Raw genomic sequence first — 23,109 nt, forward strand, 5'->3', positions numbered from 1 at the left:
TTAAACCAGCGCAGCCTGATAACGCGCGGCAACTTCGGGCCAATTGATCACGTTGTAGAACGCATTGATGTATTCCGGACGGCGGTTCTGATAACGCAGGTAATAAGCGTGCTCCCAAACGTCCAGGCCGAGAATCGGCGTATTGCCGTTCATCAATGGGCTGTCCTGATTGCCGCTGCTTTCAACGATCAAGGTCTTTTGCGGTGTCACGCTCAACCAGGCCCAACCGCTGCCGAAACGGGTCAGCGCAGCTTTGGTGAAGGCTTCCTTGAAGTTGTCGAGACCACCCAGCTGTTCGTCGATTGCCTTGGCCAGTACGCCTTCAGGTTGACCACCGCCGTTGGGTACCATGACTTCCCAGAACAACGAATGGTTGGCATGCCCACCGCCCTGATTGATCACCGCCGCGCGAAGTTTTTCCGGCAATTGCTGGACAGCCGCCACCAGTTTTTCCACCGGCCATTCAGCAAATTCAGTGCCTTCGACTGCAGCGTTGAGGTTGTTGATGTAGGTCTGGTGGTGTTTGGTGTAGTGAATTTCCATGGTCTGCGCATCGATGTGCGGTTCCAGGGCGTCGTAGGCGTACGGCAAGGCAGGCAAGGTAAAAGCCATTTCAATGAACTCCATGTTGTAAGGGCGCAGGCTGATGCGAGGGCGAAGCGGTGTCGGTGTGCAACAAACGATGGGTGCGCGGATACTCGCCGTGATCGCTGATGAAATTCAGCAGCTCGACATAGGTTTTGCTGCTCTGGCGCAGCGCGGCTTCACGCAAGGCCGGCGCCAGTCGCGGGTCCTGCATGGTCCGCAACAGTCGTTGATGGATCGCGCACAGGTACTCGGCGCTCTCCTCCGGCTGGTTCAGGCGCAAGTGCAGGTCCGCCAGGTTATGGTGGGAAATCACGCAAGCCGCCACCGCTTCGTCGGCATCCGCCCAGCGCTCGAACAACACCTGAGCCAAGGCCAATGCCTGCAAATAAGCCTCGCGGGCATCAACGAGTTCGCCCAGCATGAAATGGCGGTTGGCCCTTTCGATCGTGCGTTTCCAGTGCTCCATGGTGAGCCTCCAAAGCGGTAGCAATGATTACACGCCGCCTGCGGTGAGCTTCTCTGGGTTGAGCAATTCTTCCAGTTGGCTGCGCGTCAGGTCGGTGTGTTCCAGGGCGACGTCGATCACCGGCCGGCCCTGCTGATAAGCCTTCTTGGCAATTTCAGCGGCATTTTGGTAACCAATGATCGGGTTGAGTGCAGTGACCAGAATCGGATTGCGCGACAACGCTTCCTTGAGCCGGGCCTCGTTGACCTTGAAGCTGGCGATAGCCTTGTCGCCCAGCAGCCGGCTGGCGTTGGCCAGCAACTCGATACTGCTCAGCAGGTTCTGGGCGATGATCGGCAGCATGACGTTTAGCTCGAAGTTGCCCGACTGACCGGCGACGGTGATCACCGTGTCGTTGCCGATCACTTGAGCAGCGACCATCGCGGTAGCTTCCGGGATCACCGGGTTGACCTTGCCGGGCATGATCGACGAGCCCGGCTGCAAGGCTTCGAGTTCGATTTCACCGAGACCGGCCAACGGGCCGGAATTCATCCAGCGCAGATCGTTGGCGATTTTCATCAAGGAAACCGCCGTGGCCTTGAGCTGCCCTGAAACGCTGACCGCCGTGTCCTGCGAGCCGATCAGCGCAAACAGATCCTTGCCCGGTGTGAACTGCACCTGAGTCAGTTGGCTGAGTTGCTGGCTGAAACGCGCCGCAAATTCCGGATGGGCATTGATCCCGGTGCCCACCGCCGTGCCGCCCTGTGCCAGGGATTGCAGGCTAGGCAGCAGATCCTGCAGGTGACCGATATTGGCCTTGAGTTGTTGCGCCCAACCATTGAGCACCTGGCTCATGCGCACGGGCATGGCGTCCATCAAATGAGTACGCCCGGTTTTGACGAACGGATGAACCTGCTCGGCCTTGCGCTCGATCACCTGCACCAGATGCACCAGCGCCGGCAGCAACTGCTCATGCAAGCTCAATGCGGCGCTGACATGAATGGTGGTCGGGATGATGTCATTGCTGCTTTGGCCGCAATTGACGTGATCGTTGGGATTCACCGGCTCGCCCAGCAAGCGGCTGGCCAGGGTGGCGATCACTTCGTTGGCGTTCATGTTGGAGCTGGTGCCGGAACCGGTCTGGAAGATATCCACCGGGAAGTGCTGCATGAAGTCGCCTTCGAGCAGGCCTTGAGCCGCATCGACGATCGCCTTGCCTTGGGATTCGCTGATCTGTTTGAGCTCGACGTTGGCTCGGGCGGCAGCAGCCTTGGCCAGAATCAACGCGCGGATGAACTGCACGGGCATCGGCTTGCCGCTGATCGGGAAGTTATCCACCGCGCGTTGGGTTTGCGCGCCGTAAAGGGCGTCCACCGGGACCTGAAGTTCGCCCATGCTGTCGCGTTCGATACGTGTGTTACTCATCGGGAGATCCTTGCACCAGTTCTATGAGAGAAATCGAAGGTTGCAACTCGCAAGTCGCCAGTTGCCAGGCGTAGCTTTGCCAACGTTTGAGGCGGCAGTCGCAGAGTGATTGCCGTTCGAGATCGCGTAGCGGTCGCCAGGCCTGGTCGAGACACAGGCTGCGCCAGTGCCAGGGCAGCGCGACGTCGGCGGCAGTGTCGAGCAATAAACGGAAGGAAGTTTCGGCGATGGTCCAGGGTGAGGTGGCCGTGCAACAGCCCAGATACCGGCCTTCAGCCAGATAATGTTCGATCAGGCGTGGCTCGTCAGGGTCCATGGCGCAACGGATCTGGCGACTCATCCAGCGCCAGCTTTCGAGGTAAGGCTGCTCGTGCAAGGCAGAACTCATGATCCGGGCTCATTCGGTAATGAGATTTATTATTAGATGATAATGAGAACCAAAACAAGCATGTAAATAAAGATCAAAAGATCGCAGCCTTCGGCAGCTCCTACATGGGCTCGGAGTGCATCTTGTAGGAGCTGCCGAAGGCTGCGATCTTTTGATCCACAAAAAAGGCGCACCACCTCATGGGTGGCGCGCCTTTTTGGTGCCGCAGTCGGAGGTTAGCTACCCGCCACTGTCATTCGTTCAATCAACACCGAACCGGTGCGAATGTTGCTGCGCAATTCCAGGTCATTACCGACCGCAATGATCTGCTTGAACATGTCGCGCATGTTGCCGGCGATGGTCACTTCCTGGACCGCGAACTGGATTTCGCCGTTCTCGACCCAGAAACCCGCCGCGCCACGGGAGTAATCGCCAGTGACCATGTTCAGGCCCTGCCCCATCAGTTCGGTGACCAGCAGGCCACGGCCCATACGGCGCAGCAAGGCGGCCTGATCTTCATCGCCATGGGTAACGAACAGGTTGTGCACGCCGCCGGCGTTGGCGGTGCTCGGCATGCCCAGCTTGCGGCCGGAGTAGGTGCCGAGTATGTAGGACACCAACTCGCCCTTCTCCACGAACGGCTTGGCGTAGGTCGCCAAGCCATCGCCGTCGAAGGCCGAACTGCCCAAGGCGCGCATCAGATGTGGACGTTCATCAATGGTCAACCATTCCGGGAACAGCTTCTGCCCCAGCGTGCCTTCGAGGAACGACGATTTGCGGTACAGACTGCCGCCGGAAATCGCCGACAGGAAACTGCCGAACAAACCACCGGCCAATTCCGCGGAAAACAGCACCGGCACTTCACAGGTCGGCACCGGACGCGCGCCCAGACGGCTCGCCGCCCGTTGCGCGGCACGTTGGCCGATGCTCTCCGCAGAGGCCAGCAAGTTGCCCTGACGGTTCACGTCATACCAATAATCGCGCTGCATCTGGCCATCGGCTTCGGCGATCATCACGCAGCTGAGGCTGTGACGAGTCGACGCGTAACCACCGATAAAACCGTGGCTGTTGCCGTAAACCCGGCAGCCCTGGTGAGTGCTGAGGGTGGTGCCGTCGGCATTCTTGATCCGGCTGTCGGTGGCAAACGCCGCCGCTTCACAGGCCAGCGCCTGCTCGATGGCTTGCTCCGGGGTAATGTCCCATTGATGGAACAGGTCGAAATCCTGCAGATCCTTGGCCATCAACGCGGCATCCGCCAAGCCCGAGGCTTCGTCTTCGGAGGTGTGCTTGGCAATGGCCAGCGCGGCGGCGACGGTTTCGCGAATTGCTTCCGGACCACTGGCCGAGGTGCTAGCCGAGCCTTTGCGCTGCCCCACATACAAGGTGATGCCAAAGCCCTGATCGCGATTGAACTCAACGGTTTCGACTTCCCGCTGACGCACCGTGGTCGACAGGCCCTGCTCCAGCGACACGGCCACTTCACAGGCACTGGCGCCCTGGCGCTTGGCTTCAGCGATGATCTGCTCGACTTGTTCTTGCAGTGCCGGCAACGCTTGTGGGCCGACGCTTTCAACTGCACTCATGCTGTTCTCCACTCAAATTCTGCTTTCGGCTAGGGCCTTCGAGCGACCGGGCCGGACAAGCGGCCCCCGACTGGTTATCATGGCGGCGTTTCTTTGCGGACGGCCACCATGGTTGATTCTTACGACGACTCCCTCGATACGGGAGAAAAAAGCAAATCCCAGGTTAAACGCGAGCTTCATGCTCTGGTTGACCTCGGCGAGCGCCTTACAACGCTCAAGCCTGACTTGCTGGCAAAACTGCCGTTGACCGACGCTATGCGCCGGGCCCTGGCCGATGCGCCGAAGCACACCGCGAATATCGCGCGTAAACGGCACCTTATGTTCATCGGCAAACTGATGCGCGATCAGGACACTGACGCCATTCTGACTCTGCTCGATCAACTGGATGCCTCCACTCGGCAGTACAACGAACGTTTCCATGGACTGGAACGCTGGCGCGATCGCTTGATCGCGGGCGACGATGCAGTCCTGGAGAAGTTCGTGCTCGACTACCCGGAAGCTGATCGTCAGCAATTGCGCTCCCTGATCCGTCAGGCCCAGCACGAACTGGCGACCAACAAGCCACCGGCCTCGAGCCGTAAAATCTTCAAGTACATCCGTGAGCTGGACGAGACTCAACGCGGTCTGCGTTAAGTCCCGAATCGGGTGAGTTGCCAAGCGGCTCACCCGAAGCTCCATCCCTTCTTACGATCCTGTACCACCTACAGTGATCGCATCGATTTTCAGCGTTGGCTGGCCGACACCCACCGGCACCGACTGCCCATCCTTGCCACACGTTCCCACACCGCTGTCCAGCGCCAGATCGTTACCGACCATCGACACCTTGCTCATGGCTTCCGGCCCGTTGCCGATCAACGTCGCGCCTTTGACCGGGGCAGTAATCTTGCCGTCTTCGATCAGGTACGCCTCGCTGGTGGAGAACACGAACTTGCCGCTGGTGATGTCCACCTGACCGCCGCCGAGGTTGGCGCAGTAGATGCCCTTTTTCACCGAGGCGATGATTTCCGCCGGGTCGCTTTCGCCAGCCAGCATGTAGGTGTTGGTCATGCGCGGCATCGGCAAGTGCGCGTAGGATTCGCGACGACCGTTGCCGGTGCGGGCTACGCCCATCAGGCGCGCATTGAGCTTGTCCTGCATATAACCTTTGAGCACGCCGTTTTCGATCAGTGTGGTGCACTCGGTCGGCGTGCCTTCGTCGTCGACGCTCAGCGAACCACGACGCCCGGCAAGGGTGCCGTCATCGACGATGGTGCAGAGCTTCGAAGCAACCATCTCGCCCATGCGCCCGCTGTAGGCCGAACTGCCCTTGCGGTTGAAATCGCCTTCCAGGCCATGGCCGACGGCTTCGTGCAGCAACACGCCGGACCAACCCGAGCCCAACACCACCGGCAACGTACCGGCCGGGGCCGGAATCGCTTCCAGATTCACCAGCGCCTGACGCAACGCTTCGCGGGCATAGCCCATGGCGCGGTCATCGCTGAGGAAATAGCGGTAATCGGTGCGACCGCCACCGCCATGACCACCGCGCTCACGACGGCCATTTTGCTCGACGATCACGCTGACGTTAAAACGCACCAGCGGCCGCACATCCGCCGCCAGGCCGCCGTCGGTGGAAGCAATCAAGATCCGTTCCCAGACTCCGGCCATGCTCACGGTGACTTGCTGGATACGCGGGTCCAGGGCACGAGTCGCCACATCGATACGCTTGAGCAGCTCGACTTTTTCGGCACGACTCATCACTTCCAGCGGGTTATCCGGCCCGTACAACTGGGCGACATCCTGAGTCGTGAAGGCTTGCACCGTGCCGTTCTGCCCAGCGCGGGAGATCGAACGTGCCGCACGGGCTGCGGCGCCGAGGGCTTCGAGGGTAATGGCATTGCTGTAGGCAAAACCGGTTTTCTCACCCGATTGCGCACGCACGCCGACACCCTGGTCGAGATTGAAGCTGCCTTCCTTGACGATCCCGTCTTCCAGTGCCCAGGACTCGGAAATCTGCCCCTGGAAATACAGGTCGGCGGCATCGATGCCCGGGCCGGCCAGATCGCCGAGCACACCTTGCAGGCTCTCGATCGTTACGCCGCCGGGCGCCAGGAGGTGTTCACTGACGGAGGACAACAACTCGCTCATATGCTTTACGCCTTAAATTCGTCGTTCTGATGCAGGTCGCTGAGCGCCCTGCGAGAAAAAGCGCCGGTGAGTGGACACCGGCATCCGCGCCCTGATGGACGCCTGTTCGCTGCTGTCGCGTTCGGCCAGCAGCACGGCCTCGCCCTGATCCTGTTGTGCCAGCACCCGCCCCCATGGGTCAACGATGGCGGCATGACCAAAGGTTTCTCGTGGCCCCGGATGCGTCCCACCCTGGGCGGCCGCGAGCATGTAACACTGAGTCTCGATGGCCCGCGCGCGAATCAGCACGTCCCAATGAGCCGCGCCGGTCACCGCGGTAAAGGCCGACGGCGCGGTAATCAACTCCGCGCCGGCCGCACGCAATTCACTGTAGAGCTCCGGAAATCTTAAGTCGTAACAGACGGTCAGACCGACTCGACCGACGGGCGTGTCGGCAACCACCACACCACTGCCAAAAGCATAGTCATCGGATTCGCGATAACGCCCGCGATTGTCCGCCACGTCTACGTCGAACAGATGCAGCTTGTCGTACCGCGCCACGGTTTCACCCTGGTCATCGACCAGCAACGAGCATGCATGCACTTTGGCCGTCGGTTGATCCACCGGCGGCAACGGCAATGTGCCGGCCACTATCCATAACTTGAGGTCGCGGGCGGCGTGTTTCAACCATGGCAGGATCGGGCCTTCGCCCAAGGCTTCGGCGCGGCCGATGTCGGCAATGTCGCGACGGCCCATGGCAGCGAAATTTTCCGGCAGCACGGCAAGCCGCGCGCCACCGGTCGCCGCCTGCTCAAGCAGACGACGGGCCTGGGCCAGATTGGCCAGCACGTCGCTCTGGCTGACCATTTGAATCACCGCTACAGACATGGCCTATTCCCTATGTGAAATCTACGCATACCTGTAGGAGCTGCAGAGTGAAACGAGGCTGCGATCTTTTGACCTTGATCTTTAAAGTCAAAAGATCGCAGCCTGCGGCAGCTCCTACAGGGGTAAGCGGCGCCGCATAAAAACATGCTACTCCATAGGTGCGCAGGATGGCTTTTCAAAAAGGCTTGTCGAAGGTGATTTTCGGTTCTTTCCATGGGCCTTTGACGGTGTATTTGACGCTGGCGAAGCGCGCCACGCGGTCACCGATCAGCTTATCGATCAGGAACAACGCCCCGCCGACGGCCGGTGCACCGACGATCAGCGCGGCAATCGGCAGGTTGTTAGTCACCGGTAAAGTCACCAACAACTTGGCATCGACCTGATCACCCACCAGGTCCAGTGTGCCGTTGAGCTCCACATTGCTCGACGGACCGGTCAGCAGAATCGGTTCACGGGTCACGTAGACCCCGTTACTGGCGACCAGCAGGCCTTTGACCCGGTCATAGCTCAAGCCTTTGCCGAACAGGTCGGAAAAGTCCAGGCGCAAGCGGCGGCCGATGGAGTTGAAGTTGAGCAGACCAAATACCCGCAGCGCCTGAGCGCTGCCCTCGACTTCAACAAACTGACCTTTATTGAGTGACGCATCAAGACTGCCGGAGAAGCGCTTGGTCGCCAGCCACGCCGGTGACCCAGGCCAGCGACCGTCGACATCCATATGAAACTCTTCACTGGTGACGCTCGGCGCAAACCCCCAGCCCTTGAGCACGTCGGCAAGGTTCCTGCCACTGACTCGGCCCTTGTACCAACTGCCGGAATTACCCGGCGTGCCTTCCCAGCCACCGCTGCCCCGCAAGAGGATGCCCTTGAGGCCCAGATCAAGGGCATTGAAGGCGACACCCTTGGCGGTCGGTCGAACTTTCAGGTGCCACGCGCCCACCAGATCCGGGCCCTGGAACAGCTGATTGATGGTGACATCCAGCGCCGGGATCTTCGTCGGGTCCACCGTGGCCAGCGGATCCGGCGAATTCTCGTCAGCCAGCGCCGTAGGGTCTCGTGCCGGCAAACGTACGTATTGCAGATTGACCGCAATCGGTGCAGCTTTCGCATCGGGAATTGCGACGCTGCCCTTGGCCTGCTGACTATCGAGTTGCAGGGCCCACGCGGCCGGTTTGCGCGCCAACTGCACCGACGCCTGATCCAGGGTGGTGCCAAAACCGCTGAGCTTGCCAATCTTCAAATCCGCGCCACTGAGCAACTGCTTGGCACTGCCGCCCGGATCCTGGCCAGCATATTTGGTCACCAGATCCTGCCAAGGGGCGACATCCAGCTCGGACAGTACGCCACGCACGCGCAAACCTTTGGCGCCAGGCAACACCGCACTGCCGCCACCGAGAAACAACTCGCCGCGACCGTCGGCGAAATCGCCGGTCGGTGCCGCAAACGTGAAGCTTGCCAGTTCACCATAGGTGGCCCAGTAACGCCGCTCGGCTCCTTGCAGGGTCATGCGGAACACGGTATCGCGCCCGACATCGGCGGCCATGCCGAACGGCGCCGGCAAATCCACCGCCACGCCTTTGAGGTTGGAGCTGACCATCAATTGACTGTCGGCGCCATCAAGGTTTAGCTGCAGCTGATAAGGGATCATCCCCGTCACCGGCAATGGCTGAGTGACATTCAGCCATTCGGTGAGTTTCTTGACCTCGACCTCACCCGATGCGGCAACCCGAGTGTTGAGCTTGCCCGGGCTGCCTTCGGCGAAGATCTGTGCTGTCACCGGCTTGTCGAAGGCTCGCGCCGTGATCTTTTGCCCGCTCAGACCCTTGGTGCTGTCGAAACGGAAATCGCCCTTGAGTTGTGTCAGTTCCAGGGTGGGCTCACTGAGCTTCAAACGGGCCTTGGCGGTCTTGAAGTCGACGAGGATTTTCGGCTGCTCGCCTTTGACCAGCGGGATATCGAGCTTGAGCTTGCCTTGCAGTTCGCCTTCGCCCTCCCAACCGGCGAACGTGTCGGCAGTGCCGATCGGCGCTTCCTGCAAAATCTTCAGGCCATCGCCCAACCCGCCATCAAAGGCGCCGTCGAGGAACAGATGACTGCTCTGCCCAGGGGGCACACGGGGAATATTGACGTAGACATCACGGACCTGAGTGTCGAGCAATTGGCCCTTGCTCGCGAGAATCCGCACACCGCTGTCTTCGATGAACACATCGCCGCTGACCTTGCTGACATGCGGCCAGCCCGGCTGAAACGCCAGCTCGGCATCGTGGACCTTGAAAAACAGGCTGATGCTGCGAGCCGTTTCGGCGGCGCCGTGGTTGAGCGAACCCTGGTACTGGAAGAAACCTTCATCCACCGCGCCTTTGAGAATCGCGGTGCGCAGCCATTCGTCCAGGCCCGGGCTGAGAACCGTTGGCAGGTATTTGGCGGTGTAGCGACCGTCGCCGTCGACCAGGCCGACCCGCAGGTCCATGTAGTCTTCCTGGGTGTGATCGAAATGCAGGCGGATCAGGAAGTCGCCGGCAATCTTGCCCTCCTCGCCCAGCACCTTCAGGTACGGCGAGATCAGGGTGAAACGTTCTTTGTCGAGTTTCCAGGTCAACCGGGCATTGGCCTGAATGTATTGCCATGGCTTGGCGAAAATCGGGTCCAGGTGCAGGGAGAAATCCTTGCTGTCCATGCGCAGCTCACCTTGCCCGAGATCGCCGCTGATGCTGCCACTGACATTTCGCACCGCTGGTGCACCGCGATAAGCGTCGAAGCCGACCTTTTCCAGATTGGCGGCAAAGCTGAATTTGCTGTCATCGGTAGCGGCTGGGCGGAAGTCGATCAGCACGTTGCGCAAAACTCCGGTGACCTTGAGCCGCTCGACCGCCGTGGCGACACCTTCGGGCAGTGGGCCCAGTGCGTTCAGCAGCGGAGTGAGCGGTGTGAGATCGAGACGGTCGGCTTGCAGATGCAAGAGCTCTGGCACCTTGTCTGTCGCGGCAGTTTGTTGAAATTGCAGTTTCGATTCCCAGCGGGTGTCACCCAGGCTCATCGCCAGAGAATCCAGGGTCACCAGAACGCCTGTGGAACTGCGCTGGAAATACCCGTTGAGCGCCAGATTGTTGATCTGGATCGGATTGCGCTCGGCATAGGCGCCCTTGAGTTGCGGCGCGTTCAAACGAATCGCGGCGCGTTGCAGGGTGCCCTTGCTCCAGTTCACCCAGAGCTCGCCACCGGCCTTGATCTCGGAGAAGTTCCATTGCTGGGTCAGACGCTCGGGCAACCATTTCGACCAATCACTCTGCGGCAGGCTCAGGTAAGCGTCCGCTTCGCCGTCCTTCCATTGAGCAGCGCGCAAACGGGTGCGCAGGCTCATCGCCACCGGCTGGCCGTCGGGCAGGGTCAAACGGGCATCGAGCCGCTGGCGGGATGGACCGGTTTTCAGATTCAGGCCGACGTACGTCAGGGTCAGCGGCGACTCCCCCAGCGGCTGCAAGGTGATCTGGCTGTCGAGTACCGACAGCTGCTGGACCCTCTGCATGCGATTGAGCAACTGCTCCGGATTTAGCGGCTGGTCCTGCTGCACCGGCAAGCCTTCCAGCGCCCAATGACCGTCTTCACCTTCCTTGAGGCTGATCTTCAGGCCGTTGAGTTCCAGGTGTGCGATGCGCACTTCGCGCGCCAGCAGGCTGGCCCAGAGATCCGGCACCGCGCGCACCTGATCCAGGCGCAAGGCATTGGAACCCTCGCCGACCATCACGTCATGGGCCAGCAGAACCGGAGCGAGGCCGCTCCAGTTGCCTTCCAGCTTGCCGATCTGCAGGGGCATGCCCAAGGCAACGCTGGCGTTGTCTTCGACGTCGGCACGGTACTCGGCCACCAGCGGCGTCAGCTCCCGGCCGAGGCTGACAAACAGCGCCATCAGCACCAAAACCAACGCACACAGGCCCAGACCCCAGCGGGTCAGTGCGGCCAAAATGCGTGTCAGACGGTCCATGTCAGTTGGCTCCCATGGCAAAAATACTGCAAAAAGCTGAGGCCAGCCGTTCTAGTGGAGTTGAAACACAACGATTCAGAGCAACACCACGTCGTATTGTTCCTGGGAATACATGGTTTCCACCTGGAACCGAATGGTGCGTCCGATAAAGCCTTCGAGCTCGGCGACGTTGCCCGACTCTTCGTCGAGCAAACGGTCGACCACTTTCTGATTCGCCAGCACCCGGTAGCCTTCGGCCTGATAAGCCCGGGCCTCACGCAGGATTTCGCGGAAGATTTCGTAGCACACGGTTTCCGGAGTCTTGAGTTTGCCGCGACCCTGGCAGCTGCTGCACGGTTCGCACAGCACTTGCTCAAGACTTTCGCGGGTGCGCTTGCGGGTCATCTGTACCAGGCCCAACTCGGTGATGCCGATGATGTTGGTCTTGGCGTGATCGCGTTCCAGTTGCTTCTCGAGCGTGCGCAACACCTGACGCTGATGCTCTTCATCTTCCATATCGATGAAGTCGATGATGATGATCCCGCCCAGGTTACGCAGGCGCAGCTGACGGGCAATGGCGGTGGCGGCTTCGAGGTTGGTCTTGAAGATGGTTTCTTCGAGGTTGCGATGACCGACGAAGGCCCCGGTATTGACGTCGATGGTGCTCATGGCTTCCGCCGGATCGACCACCAGATAACCGCCGGATTTGAGCGGCACCTTGCGTTCCAGGGCTTTCTGGATTTCGTCTTCGACGCCATATAAGTCGAAGATCGGCCGTTCACCTGGGTAATGCTCCAGACGGTCGGCGATTTCCGGCATCAGTTCGGCGACGAACTGCGTGGTTTTCTGGAAAGTTTCCCGCGAATCGATGCGGATCTTCTCGATCTTCGGGCTCACCAGATCGCGCAAGGTACGCAGCGCGAGGCCGAGGTCTTCGTAGATCACACTCGGCGCGCTGATGGTCTTGATCTGTTCGTTGATCTGGTCCCAGAGCCTGCGCAGGTAGCGGATGTCCATGAGGATTTCATCGGCCCCGGCCCCTTCGGCAGCAGTGCGCAGAATAAAACCGCCGGCTTCCTTGATGCCTTCTTTGGCCACGCAGTCGGTGACCACTTGCTTGAGGCGTTCACGCTCGGCTTCGTCCTCGATCTTCAGGGAAATACCAACGTGGGCGGTGCGCGGCATGTACACCAGATAGCGCGACGGAATCGACAGTTGCGTGGTAAGGCGTGCGCCTTTGGAGCCGATCGGGTCCTTGGTGACTTGCACCACCAGGCTTTGACCTTCATGAACCAGCGCGCTGATGCTTTCCACCGTCGGGCCTTCGCGAAGGGAAATCTCCGAGGCATGAATGAACGCTGCGCGATCCAGCCCGATATCGACGAAGGCCGCCTGCATGCCCGGCAATACCCGCACGACCTTGCCTTTATAGATGTTGCCGACGATCCCGCGCTTTTGCGTGCGCTCGACGTGGACCTCTTGCAGGACACCGTTTTCGACCACCGCCACGCGCGATTCCATCGGCGTGATGTTGATCAGGATCTCTTCACTCATGGCAGGGTCTCGTTCAGGCATGTTCACGATAATGGCCGCATCTTGTCAGTACGACGCTCAGCGCGCGTTAAGGGTTTGCCAACAGGGTATGCCGAAATGGCCGAGCAGCTCGCAGGTTTCGCACAGCGGCAATCCGACCACCGCCGAATAACTGCCGTTGAGCCCGGCGACGAACACCGCGCCCAGCCCTTGAATCCCGTAGCCGCCAGCCTTGTCCCGAGGTTCGCCGCTGGCCCAGTAGGCCGCCGCTTCGTCGCGGTCGATATTGCGAAAACGCACCAGGCTGCGCACCACCAAAGACTCGCAGCGCTCGCCATCGCGCACCGCAATCGCTGTCAGCACTTCATGTTCGCGCCCGGACAACAGCATAAGCATGGCGCATGCGTCGGCTTCGTCCACCGGCTTGCCGAGAATTTTCCCGTCCAGCACTACGGCGGTGTCGGCACCCAGCACGCAGAAATCGGCGTCGGACACGACCGTCCCGTGCCCGGCCTCGGCCTTGCCGCGCGCCAGACGCTCGACATAGGCCGATGGGCATTCTTCAGGTAAAGGGGTTTCATCGATGTCCGCGCTGATGACGGAGAACGACACGCCGATCTGCGTGAGCAGTTCACGCCGACGCGGCGAGCCTGAGGCGAGGTACAGCTGCTTCATCAAGACATCTCCCTGCTAGTGCCCTGTCTCACAAATACTGTTCCTTTTTGGCGAGACAGGGCACCGGCGCGAGCACATGCCTGACCGAATTAATTGATTTTGTAGCGTCGACGCAAACCGCGCAAACCGTAGCTGATCCATGGCCAGAGCAACGCGCTGACCAGTGCCGGCAACACCAGCGCGAGGGTCGGCTGACGATTGCCGGTCAGGGCGCTCAGCCACAACTGAACCAGTTGGGCGAGACCGAAGATCACCAGGATCACCAGGCTCTGTTGCCACATCGGGAACATGCGCAGGCGCTGTTGCAGCGACAGCACCAGGAAGGTAATGAGCGTGAGGATCAACGCGTTCTGGCCCAGCAACGTGCCATACAGCACGTCTTCGGCCAGCCCCAGGCACCAGGCGGTCACCATGCCGACTTTCTGCGGCAGGGCCAACGCCCAGAAGGCCAACAGCAAGGCCAGCCACAGAGGACGCAGGATTTCCATGAACTGCGGCAATGGCGAAACGCTGAGCAGCATGCCAATGGCGAAGGTCAACCAGACCATCCAGCCGTTTCGGGAGGAAGTTGCACCGCCCATTATTCTCTTCCCCCAGTGGTAGCCGGCGCGGAGACAGGCGGTTTGGCAGCAGGCTTCACGGCAGCGGGCTGAGCCGTCGGTGGTTTGGCGGCGGCTGGTGCCGACGCGGGTGGCTTGCTGGCAGCATGGGCAGCGGCCGGTTTTGCCGGGGTCGCGGCAGCAGGTGCGACAGCAGGCGCAGCGGCCGGAACAGCCGGAGCAGCGACCGCAGCCGGTATCACCGACACGGCAGGTTTGGGCACGGTTGCTGGAATGATCGGCCCACCGCCGTGCTGGTCTAGCGCTTCCTGAGCCTGGGCGGCTTCGTTGGCGCGTTCCTCAGGCGTGCGGCCATCACTGAACACCAACAGCAGATAACGGCTGCGGTTCAACGCGGCGGTCGGCACCGCACGAACGATGGCAAATGGCTGACCGGAATCGTGAATCACTTCCTTGACCGTCGCCACCGGGTAACCCGCAGGGAAACGCTGGCCAAGACCGGAGCTGACCAGCAGATCGCCTTCCTTAATGTCGGCGGTATCAGCCACATGCCGCAGCTCAAGGCGTTCCGGGTTGCCGGTGCCGCTGGCAATCGCCCGCAGACCGTTACGGTTCACCTGCACTGGGATGCTGTGGGTGGTGTCAGTCAGCAACAGTACGCGAGAGGTGTACGGCATCAACTCCACCACCTGCCCCATCAGGCCGCGGGCATCGAGCACCGGCTGACCGAGGACCACGCCGTCGCGCTCACCTTTATTGATGATGATGCGATGGGTAAAGGGGTTGGGGTCCATGCCGATCAACTCGGCCACTTCGACCTTTTCGTTGACCAGCGCGGAAGAGTTGAGCAACTCGCGCAGCCGAACGTTCTGCTCGGTGAGGGCGGCCAGCTTTTGCATGCGCCCCTGCAACAGCAGGTTTTCGGTTTTGAGTTTTTCGTTTTCGGCGACCAGTTCGGTCCGGCTGCCGAATTGGCTGGCCACACCTTGCCATAGCCGCTGCGGTAGATCGGTGATCCAGTAAGACTGCATCAGCACCAGCGACATTTGGCTACGCACTGGCTTGAGCAGTGTGAAGCGGGCATCGACCACCATCAGCGCGACCGATAGCACGGCCAGCACCAACAAGCGCACGCCCAGTGAGGGGCCTTTGGTGAAAAGCGGTTTAATAAGCCGCTCCTCCCAGGCAAATGTTCTCTTTATTCATACGGCATCAAACCGGCCTGGATGCAGACTGACAGAAGATAAACGCCAACAGGCAGCACTGCAAAGTGCTGCCTGTGCGCTCAACAGCATAGAGGCGATCCGGCGACTTATTCGCTGGAAAGCAGATCCATGGTGTGTTTATCCATCATTTCCAATGCACGACCACCGCCGCGAGCAACGCAGGTCAGCGGGTCTTCGGCGACGATCACCGGCAGACCGGTTTCCTGGGCCAGTAACTTGTCGAGGTCGCGCAGCAAGGCGCCACCACCGGTCAGTACCAGGCCACGTTCGGCGATATCCGACGCCAGCTCCGGAGGCGATTGCTCCAATGCACTTTTCACAGCCTGAACGATGGTGGCCAGGGACTCTTGCAGAGCTTCCAGCACTTCATTGGAGTTCAGGGTGAATGCGCGTGGAACGCCTTCGGCCAGGTTACGGCCGCGAACATCGACTTCACGAACTTCGCCGCCCGGGTAGGCCGTACCGATTTCCTGTTTGATACGCTCGGCGGTGGATTCGCCGATCAGGCTGCCGTAGTTGCGACGCACATAGGTGATGATCGCTTCGTCGAAGCGGTCGCCGCCAACCCGTACGGATTCGGCATAAACCACACCGTTGAGGGAGATCAGCGCGATTTCAGTCGTACCGCCACCGATATCGACAACCATCGAACCGCGAGCCTCTTCAACCGGCAGGCCAGCACCGATCGCAGCAGCCATCGGCTCTTCGATCAGGAATACTTCACGGGCACCGGCACCAAGGGCCGATTCACGGATGGCACGACGCTCAACCTGGGTCGATTTGCATGGAACGCAGATCAGCACACGAGGGCTAGGCTGCAGAAAGCTGTTTTCGTGAACCTTGTTGATAAAGTACTGCAGCATTTTTTCGCAGACGCTGAAGTCGGCGATCACACCGTCCTTCATCGGACGAATGGCAGCAATGTTGCCCGGCGTACGGCCGAGCATGCGCTTGGCCTCGGTGCCGACAGCAACGACACTTTTCTGGTTACCGTGTGTCCGAATAGCCACAACGGAGGGCTCATTCAGGACGATACCGCGCTCGCGCACGTAAATAAGGGTGTTGGCAGTGCCCAGGTCAATGGAAAGATCGCTGGAAAACATGCCACGCAGTTTCTTGAACATGGGAAAGGGACCCTAGGCAACGCGTGGGTAAAAAAGTGCGGCAAACTCTAACAACGACAGGGATTTTGGGCAAGGCGCCAATATGTTAAATTGGCCGCTTTTCTGTGCACCAAGCACCACAATCGCGGCCCTGAGACCGTAGATATGCGGTAGTGTTCCGACAATCTAACACACGGACGCGGTCCGTTTTGTTTTCCACTGGAGAATCCCATGGCGCTTGAACGCTCCGACGTGGAAAAAATCGCTCATTTGGCCTGCCTTGGCCTCAATGATGCCGATCTTCCACACATCACTTCGGCCCTGAACAGCATTCTCGGGCTGGTCGACGAAATGCAAGCGGTCAATACCGACGGTATCGAGCCGCTGGCCCACCCACTGGAAGCCAGCCAGCGCCTGCGTGCAGACGTCGTGACCGAAACCAATCATCGCGAGGCCTATCAGTCCATCGCACCAGCGGTCGAAAACGGCCTGTATCTGGTTCCGAAAGTCATCGACTAAAGGGAAAGAGCCTGCAATGCATCAATTGACTCTGGCCGAGATCGCCCGCGGACTCGCCGATAAAAAGTTTTCTTCCGAAGAGCTGACCAAAGTCCTGCTGGCGCGTATCGCCCAGCTCGACCCGCAGCTCAACAGTTTCATCAGCCTCACCGAAGACCTGGCGCTCCAGCAGGCGAAAGCCGCTGACGCTCGTCGGGCCAATGGTGAGAGCGGCGCCCTGCTCGGCGCGCCGATCGCCCACAAAGACCTGTTCTGCACCCAGGGCATCCGCACCAGCTGCGGCTCGAAGATGCTCGACAACTTTAAAGCACCGTACGACGCCACCGTGGTCGCCAAACTGGCTGCTGCCGGGGCCGTGACCCTGGGCAAGACCAACATGGACGAATTCGCCATGGGGTCGGCCAACGAGTCGAGCTACTACGGCGCGGTGAAAAACCCGTGGAACCTGGAACACGTTCCGGGCGGCTCGTCTGGCGGTTCGGCTGCTGCGGTTGCCGCTCGTCTGTTGCCAGCGGCGACGGGCACCGACACTGGCGGTTCGATTCGTCAGCCCGCCGCGCTGACCAACCTCACCGGCCTGAAACCGACGTACGGTCGCGTTTCGCGCTGGGGCATGATCGCCTACGCGTCCAGTCTCGATCAGGGCGGCCCATTGGCCCGCACCGCCGAAGACTGCGCGATCCTGCTGCAAGGCATGGCCGGTTTCGACCCGCAGGACTCCACCAGCATCGATGAGCCCGTGCCTGATTACAGCGCCGGCCTCAACGGTTCGCTGCAAGGCCTGCGCATCGGCGTGCCAAAGGAATACTTCAGCGCCGGTCTGGACCCACGTATCGCCGACCTGGTCATGGCCAGCGTTGAAGAGCTGAAAAAGCTCGGCGCCGTGGTCAAGGAAATCAGCCTGCCGAACATGCAGCACGCCATCCCTGCGTACTACGTGATCGCCCCGGCGGAAGCGTCTTCCAACCTGTCGCGTTTCGACGGCGTGCGTTTCGGCTATCGCTGCGAAGACCCGAAAAACCTGGAAGACCTGTACAAGCGTTCCCGTGGCGAAGGTTTCGGCCCGGAAGTGCAGCGCCGGATCATGGTCGGTGCCTACGCGCTGTCGGCCGGTTACTACGACGCCTACTACCTGAAGGCGCAGAAGATTCGTCGTCTGATCAAGAACGACTTCATGGCGGCCTTCAATGAGGTCGACATCATCCTCGGCCCAACCACGCCGAACCCGGCCTGGAAGCTCGGCGCCAAGAACAGCGACCCGGTCGCTGCGTACCTGGAAGACGTCTACACCATTACCGCCAACCTCGCCGGTCTGCCGGGCTTGTCCATGCCTGCAGGTTTTGTCGATGGCCTGCCGGTCGGCGTGCAGTTGCTCGCCCCGTATTTCCAGGAAGGCCGCCTGTTGAACGTTGCCCATCAGTATCAGCTCAACACTGACTGGCACACCCGCACCCCAACCGGCTTCTGAGGAGAAACACATGCAATGGGAAGTCGTGATCGGGCTGGAGATTCATACCCAGCTCACCACCCGGTCGAAAATCTTTTCCGGTAGTTCCACCACCTTCGGTTCCGAGCCGAACACCCAGGCCAGCCTGGTAGACCTCGGCATGCCCGGCGTATTGCCGGTGCTGAACCAGGAAGCAGTGCGCATGGCGGTGATGTTCGGCCTGGCCATCGATGCCGAGATCGGTCAGCACAACGTGTTCGCCCGTAAAAACTATTTCTACCCGGACCTGCCCAAGGGCTACCAGATCAGCCAGATGGAATTGCCGATCGTCGGCAAGGGCCACCTGGACATCGCCATGGAAGACGGCACGATCAAACGTGTCGGCGTGACCCGTGCGCACCTGGAAGAAGACGCCGGCAAAAGCCTGCACGAAGAGTTCAACGGTGCCACCGGCATCGACCTGAACCGTGCCGGTACGCCGCTGCTGGAAATCGTTTCCGAGCCGGACATGCGCAGCGCCAAGGAAGCCGTGGCCTACGTCAAAACGATCCATGCGCTGGTGCGTTACCTCGGCATCTGCGACGGCAACATGGCCGAAGGTTCGCTGCGTTGCGACTGCAACGTGTCGATCCGTCCAAAGGGCCAGGTTGAGTTCGGTACGCGCTGCGAGATCAAGAACGTCAACTCGTTCCGCTTCATCGAGAAGGCAATCAACACCGAAGTGCAGCGTCAGATCGAGCTGATCGAAGACGGCGGCAAGGTGATCCAGCAGACCCGTCTGTACGATCCGAACAAAGACGAAACCCGTCCGATGCGCAGCAAAGAGGAAGCCAACGACTACCGTTACTTCCCCGATCCGGACCTGCTGCCGGTGGTCATCGAGGACTCGTTCCTCAACGACGTGCGCGCCACCCTGCCGGAACTGCCACCGCAGAAGCGCGAGCGTTTCCAGGAACAGTTCGGTCTATCGGTCTACGACGCCAGCGTCCTGGCCACCAGCCGCGAGCAAGCCGATTACTTCGAGAAAGTCGCGAGCATCGGCGGCGACGCCAAACTGGCGGCCAACTGGGTGATGGTTGAACTGGGCAGCCTGTTGAACAAGCAAGGCCTGGACATCGACCAGTCGCCGGTTTCGGCCGAGCAACTGGGCGGCATGCTGCTACGCATCAAGGACAACACCATCTCCGGCAAGATTGCCAAAGTGGTCTTTGAAGCCATGGCCAACGGCGAAGGCAGCGCGGACGAGATCATCGACAAGCGCGGCCTCAAGCAAGTAACCGACACCGGCGCGATCTCGGCGGTGCTGGACGAAATGCTCGCGGCCAACGCCGAGCAGGTCGAACAATACCGCGCGGCAGACGAAGCCAAACGCGGCAAGATGTTCGGCTTCTTCGTCGGCCAGGCCATGAAAGCCTCCAAAGGCAAGGCCAACCCGCAACAGGTCAACGAACTGCTTAAAAGCAAGCTCGAAGGCTGATGAGAATGGAGCCAGCATTCAAACCTGGCTCCATTCCCTGTGGGAGCGGGCTTGCTCGCGAATGCTGTTCGGCACTCAATACAAGGTTGACTGTCAGAATGCATTCGCGAGCAAGCCCGCTCCCACATTTGTTTCCGGGATACCTTTTATGAAGCGTCTGCTCAGTGCCTGCGCCCTGCTCTCTCTGCTGGCCGGTTGCGCCAACACGGATATTGTTGATCCACACGGCTACGACAAGACTGGCGTAGCTTCGTATTACGGCGCCAAACACCATGGCAAACGCACCGCCAGTGGCGAGCGTTTCAACCAGCACGGCCTGACCGCCGCCCATCGCCAGTTGCCGTTCGGCACCCGAGTGAAGATTACCAACCTGAATAATGACAGGTCCTGCGTGGTGCGCGTCAACGACCGCGGGCCATACTCTCGTGGGCGCCTGATCGACGTGTCACGCGAAGCGGCCGAACAGTTGGGCATGCTGCGCAGTGGCACCGCGAAAGTTCGCGTGCAAGCCCTCGACGACTGATAGACGGAGCGCTGACTATTTTCGGACTTGCCGATTTACCCCTGATCAGCGTGATTGAATTGTTCAGCGGTCTGTTTTTACTGATCGCCGGTGCCGAACTGATGGTGCGCGCCGCTGTGCGCCTGGCCGCGCGACTGCATGTGCGGCCGCTGATCATCGGCCTGACCATCGTGGCCCTCGGCAGCAGCGCACCGCAGATGGCGGTCAGCCTGCAAGCCACCCTGGCGCAAAACGCCGACATCGCCGTCGGCAGCGTGATCGGCAGCAGCATCTTCAACATCCTCGTCACCCTCGGGCTCTCGGCGCTGATTATTCCGCTGCGGGTTTCGCGGCAATTGGTGCGCCTGGATATTCCGCTGATGATCGGCGCCAGCCTGCTGGTGTTCGTACTGGCTTGGAATGAAGAACTGAACCGCACAGACGGCATTATTCTGTTAGGCGCGCTGGTGCTGTATCTGGGCTTGCTGCTGCGCCAGTCGCGGCACTCGGCCCGTCCGTCATCGAGCGCTCATGACGCACCGCAGGCACCATGGTTCAGCAGCTTGCTGATGATCGTCGCCGGGCTGGCGATGCTGGTGTTCGCCGGGCACTTGCTGCTCGGCGCCGCAGTGGCGGTCGCGACCGACCTGGGGTTATCGGAGCGGATCATCGGCCTGACCATCGTCGCTGTCAGCACGTCCTTGCCGGAGCTGGCCACTTCGTTGATCGCCGCGTTGCGCGGTCAGCGGGACATCGCGGTGGGCAACGTGATCGGCAGCAACCTGCTCAACCTCTTGGGCGTGCTCGGGCTCACTGCATTGATCGCGCCGTCGCCGCTGTCGGTCTCGCCGAACGCCCTGGATTTCGACCTGCCGGTGATGCTCGGTGTCGCGGTGCTGTGCCTGCCGGTGTTCTATTCCGGCTACCGGGTGACGCGCGCCGAAGGCCTGCTGTTTTTGGGTTTGTACCTGGCCTATGGGCTGCACGTGGTGTCGTTCACCACCGGCATGCCGCTGGCCGGCAAGCTTGAACACCTGATGCTGTTTTTCGTCCTGCCGGCGCTGGGGGCGTTTTTGCTGTTCACGTCGCTGCGCGCCTGGCGTCGCCAACACCACAAGAGGGAACTGCCATGAGCACTGATAAAAAGGCTGGGGTTGAAGTCCGCCGCCAAGTGATGGGCGACGCCTTCGTCGACCGCGCCTTGGGCAACGCCACCGAGTTCACCCAGCCGCTGCAGGACTTCGTCAATGAACACGCCTGGGGCGGTGTCTGGAATCGCGAAGGTCTGTCGCTGAAAACCCGCAGCCTGATCACCCTCGCCGCGCTGACCGCGTTGAAGTGCCCGCAAGAATTGAAAGGCCATGTGCGTGGCGCGCTGAACAACGGCTGCACCGTGGAAGAGATTCGCGAGGCGCTGCTGCATTGCGCGGTGTATGCCGGCGTGCCGGCGGCGATCGATGCGTTTCGGGCGGCGCAGGAAGTGATCGACAGTTACCAGAAACCGTAGGAGCTGCCGAAGGCTGCGATCTTTTGATCTTGATTTTCGGCGCGCTCGAAGGTGGCAAAGATCAAAAGATCGCAGCCTTCGGCAGCTCCTACATCCACCCACCCCACTGCAACAAAAAGATCCCGACGTTGGTGGTGACCGCCGCCATCAGCGTGGTAATCACGATGATCGCCGCCGCCAGTTCATGATTGCCGTTGGCCTGCCGGGCCATGACAAAACTGGCCGCAGCGGTCGGGCTGCCGAAGTACAGAAACAGAATCCCCAGCTCCGCCCCACGAAAGCCCCAGAGCCAGGCACCCAGCGTCGCCAGCACCGGCAAGCCGATCATCTTCACCAGGCTTGAACTCAGCGCCATCGTGCCGCTTTTGCGCATCGCCGCCAGCGACAACGTGCCACCGATGCAGATCAACGCCAACGGCAAGGTGGTTTGTGCCAGGTACTGGCCGGACGTTTCCAGCCACCCCGGCAAACCGATTTTGAAATAGGCAAACGGCGCCGCCGCACACACGCTGATGATCAGCGGGTTGACCATCACGCTTTTGCAGATGCTCCACGGATCAGACTTGATCACCGGGCTGTAGACCGCCAACACGATGGTCGAAAGCGTGTTGTAGAACAGGATCACCAACGCTGCGAGAATGGCCCCGAGGGAAATCCCGTAGTCGCCGTACATGCTCGCCGCCAGTGCCAGACCGATTACGCCGTTGTTGCCGCGAAACGCGCCTTGGGTGTAGATGCCCCGGTCTTCCCGCGGACATTTCCAGATCGCCCAGCCCCAGGCAATCGCAAAACACAGCAGCGTCGCGATCGAGAAGTAGATCAGCAGCGCCGGTTGCAACGCCGCGTGCAGGTCGGCATGCAAGATGCCCAGAAACAGCAACGCCGGCATGGTGACGTTGAACACCAGGGCCGACGCGGTATGAATGAAATTGTCGTTGATCCAGTCGATGCGCTTGAGCAGCGCCCCCAGAAACAGCATGGCAAACACCGGCGCGGTGATGTTCAGGGTTTCGAGGAAAATAGCCAGCATGCCGGGAGAACCTTGGGTGGGCGTCGTTAGGGGGCTAATGATAAGCCACCAAGTCCCCTGCCGTCTGGTAGATCGCCATCGCGGGCAAGCCCGCTCCCACAGTGATCTTCGGTGTTCACACAATTTGTGCAACAAAGAAGCCCCTGTGGGAGCGGGCTTGCCCGCGATGA

At 60.5% G+C, this 23,109-nt stretch carries 21 protein-coding genes; 7 read left to right on the forward strand and 14 right to left on the reverse strand.

Annotated elements, in window-relative coordinates:
* From F6R97_RS10270 to pmbA, 5 genes are all read right to left on the reverse strand, one after another.
* Entirely contained in the window at positions 1 to 612 is a 612-nt protein-coding gene (locus tag F6R97_RS10270; RefSeq protein ID WP_315866484.1) for a superoxide dismutase, read from the reverse strand.
* Position 613: 1 nt separating this feature from the next.
* Positions 614 to 1,054 (reverse strand): hypothetical protein, encoded by a 441-nt coding sequence (locus F6R97_RS10275; RefSeq protein ID WP_038978964.1) that lies wholly within the window; start codon positions 1,052 to 1,054, stop codon positions 614 to 616.
* A 27-nt stretch (positions 1,055 to 1,081) separates the two neighbouring features.
* Positions 1,082 to 2,458, reverse strand: a complete 1,377-nt coding sequence (locus tag F6R97_RS10280) for a class II fumarate hydratase (protein ID WP_038978963.1) — start codon at positions 2,456 to 2,458, stop codon at positions 1,082 to 1,084.
* Entirely contained in the window at positions 2,451 to 2,846 is a 396-nt protein-coding gene (locus F6R97_RS10285; protein WP_050682828.1) for a hypothetical protein, read from the reverse strand. Before F6R97_RS10285 ends, F6R97_RS10280 begins: the two co-directional genes overlap by 8 nt.
* A gap of 215 nt (positions 2,847 to 3,061) precedes the next feature.
* A complete protein-coding gene (gene pmbA / locus F6R97_RS10290; protein WP_038978961.1) occupies positions 3,062 to 4,408 on the reverse strand; it encodes a metalloprotease PmbA in 1,347 nt (448 codons plus the stop codon).
* Positions 4,409 to 4,516: 108 nt separating this feature from the next.
* On the opposite strand from pmbA, the gene yjgA reads away from it, so the two are divergent.
* A complete protein-coding gene (gene yjgA / locus F6R97_RS10295) occupies positions 4,517 to 5,041 on the forward strand; it encodes a ribosome biogenesis factor YjgA (RefSeq protein ID WP_007901505.1) in 525 nt (174 codons plus the stop codon).
* Positions 5,042 to 5,092: 51 nt separating this feature from the next.
* On the opposite strand, the gene tldD is transcribed toward yjgA, so the two are convergent.
* From tldD to mreB, 8 genes are all read right to left on the reverse strand, one after another.
* Positions 5,093 to 6,535, reverse strand: a complete 1,443-nt coding sequence (gene tldD, locus F6R97_RS10300; protein WP_038978960.1) for a metalloprotease TldD — start codon at positions 6,533 to 6,535, stop codon at positions 5,093 to 5,095.
* A gap of 12 nt (positions 6,536 to 6,547) precedes the next feature.
* Positions 6,548 to 7,402 carry a carbon-nitrogen hydrolase family protein gene (locus tag F6R97_RS10305; protein ID WP_315866485.1) on the reverse strand — a complete coding sequence of 285 codons (855 nt, stop codon included), beginning with the start codon at positions 7,400 to 7,402 and terminating at the stop codon, positions 6,548 to 6,550.
* A 175-nt stretch (positions 7,403 to 7,577) separates the two neighbouring features.
* Positions 7,578 to 11,381 (reverse strand): YhdP family protein, encoded by a 3,804-nt coding sequence (locus tag F6R97_RS10310; RefSeq protein WP_315866486.1) that lies wholly within the window; start codon positions 11,379 to 11,381, stop codon positions 7,578 to 7,580.
* A 75-nt stretch (positions 11,382 to 11,456) separates the two neighbouring features.
* Positions 11,457 to 12,914, reverse strand: a complete 1,458-nt coding sequence (gene rng / locus F6R97_RS10315) for a ribonuclease G (protein WP_008067330.1) — start codon at positions 12,912 to 12,914, stop codon at positions 11,457 to 11,459.
* Between the two features lie 57 nt (positions 12,915 to 12,971).
* Positions 12,972 to 13,568, reverse strand: a complete 597-nt coding sequence (locus tag F6R97_RS10320) for a Maf family protein (RefSeq protein ID WP_038978957.1) — start codon at positions 13,566 to 13,568, stop codon at positions 12,972 to 12,974.
* 89 nt (positions 13,569 to 13,657) lie between these two features.
* Complete coding sequence (gene mreD, locus F6R97_RS10325) at positions 13,658 to 14,149, reverse strand: rod shape-determining protein MreD (protein ID WP_038978956.1); 492 nt, start codon at positions 14,147 to 14,149, stop codon at positions 13,658 to 13,660.
* Complete coding sequence (gene mreC / locus F6R97_RS10330; RefSeq protein ID WP_315866523.1) at positions 14,149 to 15,297, reverse strand: rod shape-determining protein MreC; 1,149 nt, start codon at positions 15,295 to 15,297, stop codon at positions 14,149 to 14,151. The genes mreD and mreC overlap by 1 nt, the downstream gene beginning before the upstream one ends.
* A 143-nt stretch (positions 15,298 to 15,440) precedes the next feature.
* Positions 15,441 to 16,478 (reverse strand): rod shape-determining protein MreB, encoded by a 1,038-nt coding sequence (gene mreB / locus F6R97_RS10335; RefSeq protein WP_002555108.1) that lies wholly within the window; start codon positions 16,476 to 16,478, stop codon positions 15,441 to 15,443.
* Between the two features lie 210 nt (positions 16,479 to 16,688).
* Here mreB and gatC point away from each other — a divergent pair, with 210 nt between their 5' ends.
* The 6 genes from gatC to F6R97_RS10365 all read left to right on the forward strand — a co-directional run bounded on the left by gatC (position 16,689) and on the right by F6R97_RS10365 (position 21,909).
* The gene (gene gatC, locus F6R97_RS10340; RefSeq protein WP_007901429.1) at positions 16,689 to 16,976 is read left to right on the forward strand and encodes an Asp-tRNA(Asn)/Glu-tRNA(Gln) amidotransferase subunit GatC; all 288 of its coding nucleotides are present in this window, start codon (positions 16,689 to 16,691) and stop codon (positions 16,974 to 16,976) included.
* A 16-nt stretch (positions 16,977 to 16,992) separates the two neighbouring features.
* On the forward strand, positions 16,993 to 18,444 hold the full coding sequence (gatA, locus tag F6R97_RS10345; RefSeq protein ID WP_038978954.1) for an Asp-tRNA(Asn)/Glu-tRNA(Gln) amidotransferase subunit GatA: 1,452 nt from the start codon (positions 16,993 to 16,995) through the stop codon (positions 18,442 to 18,444).
* 10 nt (positions 18,445 to 18,454) lie between these two features.
* Entirely contained in the window at positions 18,455 to 19,900 is a 1,446-nt protein-coding gene (gatB, locus tag F6R97_RS10350) for an Asp-tRNA(Asn)/Glu-tRNA(Gln) amidotransferase subunit GatB (RefSeq protein WP_048396576.1), read from the forward strand.
* Between the two features lie 148 nt (positions 19,901 to 20,048).
* On the forward strand, positions 20,049 to 20,423 hold the full coding sequence (locus tag F6R97_RS10355; protein WP_315866487.1) for a septal ring lytic transglycosylase RlpA family protein: 375 nt from the start codon (positions 20,049 to 20,051) through the stop codon (positions 20,421 to 20,423).
* 50 nt (positions 20,424 to 20,473) lie between these two features.
* Positions 20,474 to 21,535 (forward strand): calcium/sodium antiporter, encoded by a 1,062-nt coding sequence (locus F6R97_RS10360; protein WP_052965592.1) that lies wholly within the window; start codon positions 20,474 to 20,476, stop codon positions 21,533 to 21,535.
* Positions 21,532 to 21,909 (forward strand): carboxymuconolactone decarboxylase family protein, encoded by a 378-nt coding sequence (locus F6R97_RS10365; RefSeq protein WP_050682830.1) that lies wholly within the window; start codon positions 21,532 to 21,534, stop codon positions 21,907 to 21,909. Before F6R97_RS10360 ends, F6R97_RS10365 begins: the two co-directional genes overlap by 4 nt.
* An 88-nt stretch (positions 21,910 to 21,997) precedes the next feature.
* Here the strand turns inward: F6R97_RS10365 and F6R97_RS10370 are convergent, their stop codons facing one another.
* Entirely contained in the window at positions 21,998 to 22,939 is a 942-nt protein-coding gene (locus F6R97_RS10370) for an AEC family transporter (protein WP_315866488.1), read from the reverse strand.
* Between the last annotated feature and the right edge of the window lie 170 nt (positions 22,940 to 23,109).

The organism is Pseudomonas sp. JV414, assembly GCF_032424305.1.
Classification (GTDB): domain Bacteria; phylum Pseudomonadota; class Gammaproteobacteria; order Pseudomonadales; family Pseudomonadaceae; genus Aquipseudomonas; species Aquipseudomonas lini.